14 protein-coding genes are annotated in these 11,763 nt (G+C 40.8%); all 14 read left to right on the top strand.

Annotation, left to right across the window (positions count from 1 at the left end):
* Positions 1-661: 661 nt before the first annotated feature.
* Positions 662-1,441, top strand: a complete 780-nt coding sequence (locus DXB73_RS12290; protein ID WP_182448343.1) for an N-acetylmuramoyl-L-alanine amidase — start codon at positions 662-664, stop codon at positions 1,439-1,441.
* Between the two features lie 59 nt (positions 1,442-1,500).
* Positions 1,501-2,103 carry an XTP/dITP diphosphatase gene (locus tag DXB73_RS12295; RefSeq protein WP_022024142.1) on the top strand — a complete coding sequence of 201 codons (603 nt, stop codon included), beginning with the start codon at positions 1,501-1,503 and terminating at the stop codon, positions 2,101-2,103.
* A gap of 22 nt (positions 2,104-2,125) precedes the next feature.
* A complete protein-coding gene (locus DXB73_RS12300) occupies positions 2,126-2,623 on the top strand; it encodes a metallophosphoesterase (protein WP_118691340.1) in 498 nt (165 codons plus the stop codon).
* 86 nt (positions 2,624-2,709) lie between these two features.
* A complete protein-coding gene (locus DXB73_RS12305; RefSeq protein WP_118691341.1) occupies positions 2,710-4,371 on the top strand; it encodes a hypothetical protein in 1,662 nt (553 codons plus the stop codon).
* A gap of 215 nt (positions 4,372-4,586) precedes the next feature.
* Entirely contained in the window at positions 4,587-6,110 is a 1,524-nt protein-coding gene (locus DXB73_RS12310; RefSeq protein ID WP_118691342.1) for a CCA tRNA nucleotidyltransferase, read from the top strand.
* Between the two features lie 37 nt (positions 6,111-6,147).
* The gene (locus tag DXB73_RS12315) at positions 6,148-8,295 is read left to right on the top strand and encodes a glycoside hydrolase family 13 protein (protein ID WP_347559550.1); all 2,148 of its coding nucleotides are present in this window, start codon (positions 6,148-6,150) and stop codon (positions 8,293-8,295) included.
* A 34-nt stretch (positions 8,296-8,329) separates the two neighbouring features.
* Complete coding sequence (locus tag DXB73_RS12320) at positions 8,330-8,608, top strand: hypothetical protein (protein ID WP_118691343.1); 279 nt, start codon at positions 8,330-8,332, stop codon at positions 8,606-8,608.
* Between the two features lie 398 nt (positions 8,609-9,006).
* Complete coding sequence (locus tag DXB73_RS12325; RefSeq protein WP_118691344.1) at positions 9,007-9,222, top strand: hypothetical protein; 216 nt, start codon at positions 9,007-9,009, stop codon at positions 9,220-9,222.
* Positions 9,223-9,270: 48 nt separating this feature from the next.
* Positions 9,271-9,432, top strand: coding sequence for a hypothetical protein (locus DXB73_RS14595; RefSeq protein ID WP_182448342.1), 162 nt, complete (start codon positions 9,271-9,273; stop codon positions 9,430-9,432).
* 135 nt (positions 9,433-9,567) lie between these two features.
* Entirely contained in the window at positions 9,568-10,251 is a 684-nt protein-coding gene (locus DXB73_RS12330) for a hypothetical protein (RefSeq protein WP_118691345.1), read from the top strand.
* Between the two features lie 101 nt (positions 10,252-10,352).
* A complete protein-coding gene (locus tag DXB73_RS12335; RefSeq protein ID WP_118691346.1) occupies positions 10,353-10,760 on the top strand; it encodes a hypothetical protein in 408 nt (135 codons plus the stop codon).
* Positions 10,761-10,889: 129 nt separating this feature from the next.
* Positions 10,890-11,312, top strand: coding sequence for a hypothetical protein (locus DXB73_RS12340; RefSeq protein ID WP_118691347.1), 423 nt, complete (start codon positions 10,890-10,892; stop codon positions 11,310-11,312).
* A gap of 6 nt (positions 11,313-11,318) precedes the next feature.
* A complete protein-coding gene (locus DXB73_RS12345; protein ID WP_118691348.1) occupies positions 11,319-11,567 on the top strand; it encodes a hypothetical protein in 249 nt (82 codons plus the stop codon).
* Positions 11,568-11,580: 13 nt separating this feature from the next.
* A complete protein-coding gene (locus DXB73_RS14600; protein ID WP_182448341.1) occupies positions 11,581-11,721 on the top strand; it encodes a hypothetical protein in 141 nt (46 codons plus the stop codon).
* Positions 11,722-11,763 lie beyond the last annotated feature (42 nt).

Raw genomic sequence — 11,763 nt, forward strand, 5'->3', positions numbered from 1 at the left:
ATTGTTCTGTCATCAGAGTACTAAGATAATTGCCGCAGAACGCAGAGTTTTTGCGTGATTTCTTATTTTGTTACATCTCTGATGAATACATGCCTGAAGGAGTGTCTGAGATGTCCCGGTTTAGCAAGGTATCATCCATTTTTGGACGGGACGCTTTCGCTACGATGCGCTACGTCACGTTACTTAATGTCTCTGAAATACGAGACATAAGTAACGACGAGCGCAAAGTCCCTTTCAAAAATGATGATTACCTTGCTTCCGGGACTTCGAGTTTCCGAAAGGCATGTAAATCAATCATCAGAGATAACAAAATCTAGAAATCACGAAAAACGTAAATGCGGCAAGGCAATTACTATAGTACTCTGATGGCAGAAATCGCTCTTTGGTGGCTGCAAAATGCTATATAGTCATTGACATAATAAGTAATATGTGGTTGAGCAATAACTTCCGGTATGGGAAGTTTGGGCAACTCATTTTATTATAACGAAATGTAGGATAAATTACAATCATTGCTTACACGTCAATGCACATTGCAATAGAGAACGATTTCTTATATAATGAGGCACAGAGAATAGCATATTTGAGGATATGTTTAGAACAGACACAAGATAATATTTATGGCAGGATACAGACGGAGAACAACGTTAGATTTGAGGTGGACATGGAGATAAAGCAATGGAGAATGCTGACAGGACAAAGCATATGTGTGCTATTGCTGCTGCTTGTCTTTTGTGTGATCTTTTCGAAGGGAATGCCGATAGATTCCATTTCCAAAGTGCAGGCGCAGGAGGCAAAAGAGTCTGTGCTATCGGAAAGTACACGGACGAGAGCACAGAAATTGTCCGATCCGAAACAGGACGATGCATCAAAGAAATCACAGTATGTGATCGTCTTGGATGCAGGACATGGAGGCAAAGATGAGGGCGCTGTCAGCGATGATGGAAAACTGGAGGAAAAAGAGTATAATCTGGCGGTGGTAAAGGAAATTGCCAGGCTGCTTGAACAAAGTGGTGTTAAGGTATATTGTACGCGAACAACGGATCGTACAGTTTCCAAAAAGGCGAGGGTACGGCTTGCCAATAAACGGCAGGCAGACATGTTAGTGAGTGTACATTGCAACGCATCGGATGCAAGAAAGCATTCTGTGCGTGGCATAGAGGTGCTGTATTCCAAGCGGGATAATGGAGCCGGATATACCAATAAACAACTTGCGGCGAAGCTGCTCAAAAAGACTGTCGCAGCGACCGGGTTGCCTGCACGTGGTGTGATCCGCAGAGAAGATCTGTATTTGATGCATCATGCAAAAGTCCCGGCAGTTATTGTAGAAACAGGGTATCTGACCAACCCTTCCGACTGTTTATATATGCGGCAGGAAAAAGGAATAAGGCAGACCGCCTGGGGAATCTATCAGGCAGTGATGGAGACATTAGAGAAATATTAGAAAGATTAAGCAGAAATGGGACGTTTGTGTCCTTAATCTTAGAAAGGAATCAATAGATCATGAAAAAAATAATAGTAGCAACAGGAAATGAAGGCAAGATGGATGAGATCCGCCAGATCTTACAAGGAGAGAATATCCAATTTGTTTCCTTAAAAGACGAAAATTTGCAGGATGTAGAGATTATTGAGAATGGAAGCACCTTTGAGGAAAATGCGATCATCAAGGCGAGAACTATCTCAGACTTGACGGGACAGATGGTACTGGCAGATGATTCCGGACTGGAAGTAGATTATCTGCATGGAGAGCCGGGAATATATTCTGCACGTTATTTAGGAGAGGATACTTCCTATGATATTAAAAATAATCATATTATTGATCTGTTAGCCGGTGTACCGGATGATCAGCGTACAGCTCGATTTGTCTGCGCCATTGCCTGTGCTTTCCCGGATGGGCGGACGATCACTGTTCGTGGTGTGATCGAGGGACGTATTGGCTATGAGCAAAAGGGTGAAAATGGCTTTGGTTATGATCCGATCTTTTATGTGCCGGAATTTGGATGCACAACTGCTGAGTTGTCTTCAGAAGACAAAAATAAAGTGAGCCATAGAGGAAAAGCATTGACGGCAATGTATGAAGAATTAAAACGTGAAAACTGTTTGTAGAAGAAAGGAATAGTAGAATATTATGAAACGTTTTCTGATCTTTAGTGACAACCATGGAATTAATATATATCTAAAAGAAGTGCTTGATCAGATCGGCACCGATTTTGACGGTGTTGTTCAATTGGGTGACTGTCAGAATGCCGAGACAGAACAAGAGATCCGTAACATCTTCACCTGCCCGGTTTATATGGTGCGTGGTAATTGTGATGGTATGAGTAAGCTTCCGGCAGCAGCTCTGATCGCACTGGGCGGTCATAAAGTATTTATAACGCATGGACACATTTACGGAGCAAGACCTTCCGTGCCGCTTATGACAGACATCGCCAAGGAAAATGGAGCAGACATTGTAATGTATGGCCACACCCATGTGCCATATCTGAAAAAGGTTTTTGGAGTTACAGTATTAAATCCGGGCAGCATTTCACTTCCGAGACAGGAGGATGGCAAAAAATCGTATGCGATCATGACGGTGGCGGATGATGAAAGTGTGGATTTCGAGATATGCTACCACAACGAATAGTAGGGGATTTTTGACTTTTTGGTGCGGTTACGGTATATTAATGACTTGGCATTGTTAATGAAGGTTTGAAGGAGAGGAAACAGAATATGAGTATGGAAAAAGAAACTGTTAATGACGGATTAGAGCAAAAGACAGATGATGTGACCGTTGAAACAGCGACAGAGCAGAAAGATGCGGCTGCAGCAGCGTCAGCAGAGCAGGGGGCAGTAGGAACACCGGCCAAAAAGAGCAAGAAAAAGTATATTATTGCTGCAGTGATCGCAGTATTATTGGTTGCAGTAGGAGCAGCCGCTGCAAACTACGATACATTGTCCAATTTTATTCGAAGCAAAGGCAGTCCGGAAAGTTACTATCGCTATATTGCCAAGAAAGATCGTGATAAAGCAGTAGATAAGGTAGTAAAGTCTTACAATGCAATGACAAAGTCGATCAAGCTAAATGATCAGCAGAAGAAATCAACGATCAAAGTAGAGGCTGGTGATGCGTTAAAGCCAATGCTTTCTTCGATTGGGCTGGAGTCTATGGAAATAGAGACGAATGTGAAAGCAAAGGACAAAGTAGCAACGTCGAAGTCTGTCCTCAAGGTAAACGGAAAAGATGCGTTGAGCTACAATCTTTATGCAGACTACAAAGATGGCAAGGTGTATATGCAGATACCGGAGCTCTCGGATGCTTATTTGGATTACAGCAATTTGGGAGATGTAGACGGACAGGTTAATTATGTCAAAGCAGCCGGTGCTGTCATGGACAAAGTACCGGATGGAGATACATTAGAAAATGTATTAACAACATATTCCGATATTGTTTATGATAATCTTACCGGTGTGACTAAGAAGAATCAGACCGTCAAGGTAGAAGGGATCAGTAAAGAGTGTACTGTACTGACTGCCAAAGCCGACAGCAAAAAGGTATGTGATATTGCTGCGAAGATGGCAAAACAGTTAAAGAAAGATAAAGATATCAAGGCAATCATTGAAAAAGCGGACAAATCTGCCTATACACAGTTTAAGGACGGTGTGAGCGAGTTTGAAAAAGAGCTGGCTGCGGAAGATGCTTCCAAGGAAAACATTAATTTAGAAGCTGCTTTGTATGTGGATAAGAGTGGTGAAGTTGTCGGAAGAACATATTCTGCCAAGACAGAAGATGGAAATACGATTGAGATCAGAAGCTTTTTGCCGAAGAAAGGCAACAAGTTCGGTTATGAGTTGAGTTTCATTGTTGATAAGACAGAATATGCTAAATTATCCGGCAAGGGTGAGATGAAGTCCGGCAAAGTCAATGCAAAATTATATGCGAGCGTGGATGCCTCTTTGCTTGAGGATGTCAGCAAGGAATATATTACAGACGGTGAGAAATTCCTTTCTATCGAAGTAAAGAATATGGATGTTCAGGCGTTGGAAAAAGGCAGTTGCAAAGGTGAGATCATCATCAAAGCCGATGAAAACAAAATGCCGGCATTTGCGCTGTATTCCTTAGACTGGACGTTTGAAGGCGATACGAAGAAAGCGAGATCAGAGATCAAAGTACTTAGCGGCAGCAGTGCAATGGTTACGTTAAACATTGCTTCGGAGGATGGTGAAGATCCGAAGGTCAGCGCACCGGCAGCCGATGCTAAAATATATGATTTTGCAGATGAGAATGCGATCAATGAGTATGCCGAGAATATTGATCTGATTACATTCCTTACAACCTTAAAGCAGAATTGCGGGTTGGATCTTACCAGTTTACTGCTGGGCACGATGCAGTGATCAAGGGATGGTCTTGTCAGAAAAAGAGATGATGCAGGATTTTGATGATAGTATCTGCAAAAGGATTGCAGAAAACATCCATTAGAAATAAGACCTTCAAATTTTGTCGATCAAGATTTGAGGGTCTTTTCAAATAAAAACAAGGGGAGTTTTCGCATGGGATTTGCGAAAGATATATTGGCAGTTTGAAAAGCATTGACAGAAAGGAGCAATTCATGGAAATGCGATTACCACGGTCTGTTGTCGAGATTATTGACCGTTTGGAAAGTCTTGGTTATGAAGCGTATGCGGTGGGCGGATGCGTTCGTGACACATTGTTGGGAAGAGAGCCGGAGGATTGGGATATCACGACTTCGGCAAAACCGGAAGCCGTCAAAAAAGCGTTTGACAGGACGATTGATACGGGCATCGAGCACGGTACCGTTACTGTCATGAAAAATCATGTTGGCTACGAGGTGACGACATACCGTATTGATGGAGAATATGAAGATAATAGACATCCAAAGCAGGTTTCTTTTACCGGTAATCTTGTGGACGATCTGGAGCGGCGGGATTTTACGATCAATGCGATGGCATACAATCCGAAGACCGGACTGGTCGATGCGTTTGATGGTATCAGCGACCTAAAACGAAGAATCATTCGCTGTGTAGGAGATCCCGATAAGCGTTTTGATGAGGATGCACTGCGTATGCTGCGTGCTGTACGATTTTCGGGACAGCTTCAGTTTACGATCGAGGAAAAAACAAGACAGGCGATCGTAGAGCGGGCAGAGTATTTGCAAAATATCAGCGCAGAGCGTATTCGTGTGGAAATGACGAAGTTATTGATCTCAAAAGACTCTGGACAGCTTCGGGAAGCAGTTGATACAGGAATGACAGCATATTTTTTGCCGGAATTAGACCGCATGATGACCTTTGAACAGAAAAATCCGCACCATATTTATACCGTGGGTGAGCATAGTATAGTTAGTGTAGAGATCATGAATGATTTTCTGCGTCAGAAAAACGCCGAAGCGGTGGAAAGTCTGACTGAAACGACAGACAGAGTAGGGCATGATTCATTGCAGGAACGCTTAGAGATCATAGATGATCAGATCGATGACGGCACTTGGAATGACATGGAACAGGTGATTCGTGAGATCGTTCCGGCGTGTGACAAAAAGACACATCAGGTGCTTTGTCTCACAATGCTTCTGCATGATGTAGCCAAGCCGGACTGCGCCACGGAAGATGAGCAGGGAATACGACATTTCCATGGACATCCGGACAGTGGAGCGAAGTTGGCAGGACAGATCTTGCGTAGACTGACGTTTGATAATGATACGGTGAATCGGGTCAAGACGCTGATCAAGCATCATGATGAGCGTGTGCAGCCGCAAAAACGGCAGATCCGACGTGCGGCGGCACGGATTGGCAGAGAATTTATGCCACTTGTAACGTTAGTACAGTATGCAGATATTTTGGCGCAAAATCCAGACAAAGCGGGAGAAAAACTGCAGCGGGTGACAGCGGTATATCGACTTTTTATGGAGATGGAACAGTTCCATCCGGCGCTTACCATCAAAGAGCTTGCCGTCACGGGGCGTGATATCATGACGGAATTGGGGGTTAAACCGGGCCCGCAGATCGGAGAGCTGCTACAGTATTTGCTGGAACAGGTGCTTGACCAGCCGGAGCAAAATGACCGCGAGACACTTTTATCATTGGCAAAAGCGGCATATTCTGATAAAATAGAGTGAAGTGTGTAAATTGATGTAATAGAAAAGGGGAGCATTTATGGATATCAATATTCCATTTTATAAAATGTCTAAGGCGCAGAAAACGCAGCTATACATGGATAATTTGACGGTGATCTTTAACCCACAGGCATTATTCAGCGATGGAACTGCGTCTTACCGTAATCCGTCTGAGCCGGATTGCTTCGAAGAGGTACATCTCCGTTTTCGGACAGGGCGGGAAAACGTTGACGAGGTCATTTTAGTATTTGACGAGCAGCGCTACACGATGCAGAAAGTAGCCAACGACAAAATGTTTGACTATTACGAATATACGGTAAAACTTGGAGACAGCAGAGTAGAATACTACTTTGAAGTACATAGTGGACATATGGTATGTTATTTCAACAGCGTTGGTGTGTGCAGCAGTGTAGAAAATTATTATAACTTTTCCATTACACCATCGTTTCAGACCCCTGATTGGGCGAAAGGCGCCATTATTTATCAGATATTTGTCGATCGTTTTTACAATGGAGATCGCAGTAACGACGTGGAGACGGACGAATATTTTTACATCGGAGAGGGAACGCACAAAAATACTGATTGGATGAAATATCCTCGCGAGATGGATGTGCGTGAATTTTACGGTGGTGATATCGCCGGCGTTATGAAGAAATTAGATTATTTGCAGGATCTTGGTGTTGAGGCGATCTACCTCAATCCGATCTTTGTCTCTCCATCAAACCACAAATATGATATTCAGGACTATGATTATATCGACCCGCATTTTGGACGTATTGTCAAAAATGACGGCGAAAATCTACAGCGTGACGAAAATGGCAATCTGATCATTCACGATCCGGAGCACCCGAATAAAGATGCTACACGCTATATTTGTCGAGTGACAGACAAAGAAAATCTGGAAGCAAGTAATCAGCTTTTTATTGAATTTGTAGAGGAAGTACATCGCCGCGGAATGAAGGTCATACTCGATGGCGTATTTAACCATTGCGGATCCTTCAATAAATGGCTCGACCGTGAATGTATTTACGAAGATGCGCCTGGTTACGAAAAAGGTGCTTTTGTATCAAAAGACAGCCCATACCGCACATTCTTTAAGTTCCGCGAGGATACGTGGCCGTACAATGTTAATTATGACGGTTGGTGGGGGCACGATACACTGCCAAAGCTCAATTACGAGGAATCCCCAAAGTTGTACGAATATATTATGCGGATCGCACGCAAATGGGTTTCACCACCTTATAATGTTGATGGATGGCGTTTGGACGTGGCAGCAGATTTGGGGCAGACCGCAGAGTACAACCATCATTTTTGGCACGAATTCCGCCGTAATGTAAAAGAAGCCAATCCGAATGCGATCGTGCTGGCAGAGCACTATGGTGATCCGACAGAATGGTTAAAGGGTGATCAGTGGGATACCGTGATGAACTACGATGCATTTATGGAACCACTCACCTGGTTTTTGACCGGTGTGGAGAAACACAGCGATGAATACCGAGGAGATCTTATCGGGAATGCAGATGCTTTCTTTGGCTCCATGCGGCATTATATGACAAGATTTAATACGCAGTCTTTGCAGGTGGCGATGAATGAATTGTCCAATCATGACCACTCCCGTTTCCTGACACGAACCAACCATCAAGTTGGCCGTATCTCTTCGCGTGGAGCAGATGCTGCGAATGAAGGCGTTAATAAGAACCTGTTTCGAATGGCCGTATTAATGCAGATGACGTGGCCGGGTGCGCCGACCATTTATTATGGCGATGAGGCAGGACTTTGCGGATGGACAGATCCGGACAGCCGACGTGCGTATCCTTGGGGACACGAAGACGAAGAGCTGATCCAGTATCACAAAGAGTTGATCCGTATCCACAAAGAACACCAGGTACTGCGAACCGGCTCTATTCTATTTTTGTTTGGGGAATATCAGTGCATTAGTTATGGTCGTTTTGATGACAATGAACATATTGTGGTAGCAATTAATATCAGTCAGGATACAAGACATATGGAGATCCCGGTATGGCGTTTGGGTATGACACAGCCAACTAGAATGGCACGTGTGATCCTTACCGATGCCAGTGGATTTTCCATAGAGACAAAGGTGTACCCGGTACAGTCCGGCAAATTGATCTTAGACTGCCCACCAGAGACGGCAGTGTTAGTCAAAGATATTGGAAACCTGTCGTGATCAGGTGTAACAACGGAAAGGAACATGAGATATCGTGAAACATAAATTGAGTGAGACGTGGCATCAGTTTCGTGACTGGATGCATGGCAGAGGACGTAACATCATCATACTGGCAGTAATTGTCGGGGCAGTATGCATGATCGGAAATTACTGCTTCGTATGGCATGGCGGCGATCCGTTCTATCAACAGTCCGATGCGGCGCCAACAATGACACCGACTCCGGAGCCGCTGGATCAGACGATCGTGGGCGGGGATTCCCTGCAGGCGGCGCCGAGCGCGACACCGACCGCAAGTGCTGAGAGTGGGAAGTAAGGAAAAGTAAATAAAAGTTGATCAGATTAGGATGTCAGAGGAATTCAGACCTTTTGACATCCTTTTTTTTGTTATAAAGATTAGGGTGTCAAAAGGTCTGAATTTCCCTGACGGGCTATTTTCTCAAATCTTTGACTACAATATCTATCAACGATGCGCCGCATCGCCTCAAGATATTGTAGCGCAAATCTTCAAAAAAATATCTCCGTCATGAAAATGGACTTTTGACACCCTAATCTTATAAAAGCAATGCGCTGGTTTTGTTTTGCTGTGAAAATTTTTAAGAAACGAAGTGAACATACGGTGCTAATATATCTATATTAAAAAATGGAAAGACTAATGACATGTATTTTTAGAGGAATACATATGCAAAGGAAATCTAAGAATGGAGGCGGGAAATGACATGGTTAACAGCTCGGAAAGGCTCTACCGGAATGAAAAAATGTGCTTTTTGTAAACACTATTTTGATCCAACCTTCGAGGTGATCGCCCCTAAAAGAGGGATGAAGGATGTGTGGGAGTATGAAAGAGGTGTTAAGAAACCGTGCTTGCTGAGAGATAATCGGGAAATGCAGTCGCAAATGACTTGCCCGAAGTTCGAGGTAAGAATTTAGAGTACAGGTTTACGGTGGCAAATAATTATATACTAGGGGGAATGAATTATGGCATTGTTAATTGATCCGATTATTATGAAACTGATGACAGATGTTGTACAAGCAGGTAGCTTGTCAGCAGGAGTAAAAATAATATTATGTGTTGTACTTGCATGTATTGGTACGTTTTTGGGATTTTGTTTTTTGGGGTTTATTGCCAATAAGGAATAATGGAAGTGTAACAAGTAGTATTATTATGCGGCAAGAAATAATTAATCTTGTCAACTTAATTAATGAAAATTAAGAATGAATACTAGACAAACATGTATTCTTGTGTAAGACATGGCAAAAGAAAAGGAGTAAAAAATGAAATTTTATATGATTGTTGAAAATGAAAAGAATATTAGTTTACAACAAAAGGTGAAACAATTATCAAAGGCATTAATGACGGCGGGATTTGTTGCTAATCCATTGATGATGATGAATTTTAAAATATGGGGAGAAATATATAAGAGATTTTTGCCTAGTTATATCACATTTAGTGAAACAACTAAATATACCAATGCAACAGGTGCAGACTGGTCAATGGGAGTGTTGTATGCAGAACATCCACGTAGGAACAAAGAATTGATTTCGCTGAAAGAATACAAGGAATTTGTTCTTCGAGAGATGATTTCAGATATTGCTAATTATATTATGGATCATATAAGCGTCTCTAAAATGGTCATAGGAACAGTTTCTTCACTTAAAATTGGAGCAAATGCAAAATCATCCAAACAATATGATGCGGAAGCAACCATTGATTGCAAACTTAATAGTGAATATACATTCACATGTGAAGGAACAGAACCCTCAGGAAAACAGTATGAATATATATGGATTGATCGCTTCCCGGATGTTAAAGCTGCTGTTGAGCACAAAAGTAATAAACTGGAAATTATAAAATCAACGGATTTAGAAGGTGATTTGGGTGTTAATTTGACAGATTTATTTAAGGCAAACGTCCTAGGGGGCAAAAAAGTGAAATTTTATATAAATTATCGAATGTAAATGTAATTTATATAAAGAAATATGAACAAAAAATCTTTATATTTGAATTAGGTTACAAGATAATCAAAATTCAAATGTATAATTAGAGGAGGAAAATTAATTTGTATTTAAATTTATTGAATGAAGAAGCAAAAGAGGTATTTCTTGATTTATGTATTAACTTGGCGGAAAGTGATGATGACTTTTGTCAAAAAGAAAAGAATTTGATTGATCAATTTTGCCAGGAAATGAACATAAAACATAGATATATGGCTAAATTGAGTTTGGATAAATCATTGAACAGGCTTAATGAATTGTGTGACGAAAGGGGAAAGAGAGCAGTTACTGCTGAAATTATAGGTCTTGTTATTGCTGATGAAGTTATTTCGGATAGTGAATCAAAAATTCTACAACAAATAACAGAAAAATTTTCGATTTCACACATTGAAATGGAGAAATTGATAGGGCTGGTAAATGAGTTATATGAGTTATATAAAAGGTTTAATTTATTTTTGAATGGTATTAATTAAATACACCAATTTAAGTTGTGTTTATAAAACACACATCAATGTATATATTATTGGGAGGTGAAGAGAAAACACAAGAAAATAGTAAGGTAATTAATAAGAAAATGTGCATGTTTGAGAAAGGAGTTTATTATGGTTAAATATATTTTAACTGTTGCAGGAGGTATCGTTATCGGTATTATTATTGAAAAAATGATTATTCAATCAAAAGAAAATAAAAAACTAGAATGTTCAAGGTTGCTGGAACAGTGCTTTGGTAAGGCGATGTTTACTAGTAATTTATCAATGAAAGAAGTGCAAGAGTGGATTAAAGGGAGAGAAGACAGAATAAAGAGTGGATCTAAAGCAATTATTTTAAAAGCCAATAAAAGCACTTTAAGTAAAATTGGAAAAGACATAGAAGTTTGGGAAGATAATAATAATATTGTTATTGCGATTGTAGATGATGTCACACATAATATTGAGGACTCTGTGTTGATCAAATATGAAAAATTAGATCAAGCACTTGAAAACTCATTAGCAAAAGGAGATGGTGTATTTGTCGTAGAGGAGTGATTAATTATGTTGGGTTGGATTATGTTAGGACTTATAACAGCCGGAGCTATTGTGGTGGTTATAACTGGGATCATAACTATAAAAAAAATAAAGGAGGCGATGATAAAGCATAAAATGAAAAGTGCACTTATTGCAGAAATAGATTCATGTGATAATGTGATTAAATTGGAAGAAATGGAAACTGGAAAAAAATTAGAAATGCGAGGAGACAATGTGTCTTGTGATATACAAGAAAATAATATAGTTTATGCGTAAAGGAGAAAAGTATATGGGTAAAAAAATTGAAATACTTGTGGATGTTTTTAAGAATGCAGAGACGATGTTAAAAGTTGTTGACAAAGTTGCCAATACACTTTCGGATATTGTCGAAATGTTAGAACTGGATGAAAATAAGGTCGACAAAGTATAATGGCTCAGTTGTCAAGACAAAAATTTAATATTTTTATAATGA

The sequence above is a fragment of the Clostridium sp. OM05-6BH genome, from assembly GCF_003481635.1.
Classification (GTDB): Bacteria; Bacillota; Clostridia; order Lachnospirales; family Lachnospiraceae; genus Butyribacter.

Excerpts from the sequence above, each read along its gene's own strand:
- DXB73_RS14600 (WP_182448341.1), top strand. The coding sequence starts at position 11,581 with ATGGGTAAAAAAATTGAAATACTTGTGGATGTTTTTAAGAATGCAGAG.
- DXB73_RS14595 (WP_182448342.1), top strand. The coding sequence starts at position 9,271 with ATGGCATTGTTAATTGATCCGATTATTATGAAACTGATGACAGATGTT.
- DXB73_RS12340 (WP_118691347.1), top strand. The coding sequence starts at position 10,890 with ATGGTTAAATATATTTTAACTGTTGCAGGAGGTATCGTTATCGGTATT.
- DXB73_RS12315 (WP_347559550.1), top strand. The coding sequence starts at position 6,148 with ATGGATATCAATATTCCATTTTATAAAATGTCTAAGGCGCAGAAAACG.
- DXB73_RS12295 (WP_022024142.1), top strand. The coding sequence starts at position 1,501 with ATGAAAAAAATAATAGTAGCAACAGGAAATGAAGGCAAGATGGATGAG.
- DXB73_RS12330 (WP_118691345.1), top strand. The coding sequence starts at position 9,568 with ATGAAATTTTATATGATTGTTGAAAATGAAAAGAATATTAGTTTACAA.
- DXB73_RS12325 (WP_118691344.1), top strand. The coding sequence starts at position 9,007 with ATGACATGGTTAACAGCTCGGAAAGGCTCTACCGGAATGAAAAAATGT.
- DXB73_RS12290 (WP_182448343.1), top strand. The coding sequence starts at position 662 with ATGGAGATAAAGCAATGGAGAATGCTGACAGGACAAAGCATATGTGTG.
- DXB73_RS12305 (WP_118691341.1), top strand. The coding sequence starts at position 2,710 with ATGAGTATGGAAAAAGAAACTGTTAATGACGGATTAGAGCAAAAGACA.
- DXB73_RS12300 (WP_118691340.1), top strand. The coding sequence starts at position 2,126 with ATGAAACGTTTTCTGATCTTTAGTGACAACCATGGAATTAATATATAT.
- DXB73_RS12310 (WP_118691342.1), top strand. The coding sequence starts at position 4,587 with ATGGAAATGCGATTACCACGGTCTGTTGTCGAGATTATTGACCGTTTG.
- DXB73_RS12345 (WP_118691348.1), top strand. The coding sequence starts at position 11,319 with ATGTTGGGTTGGATTATGTTAGGACTTATAACAGCCGGAGCTATTGTG.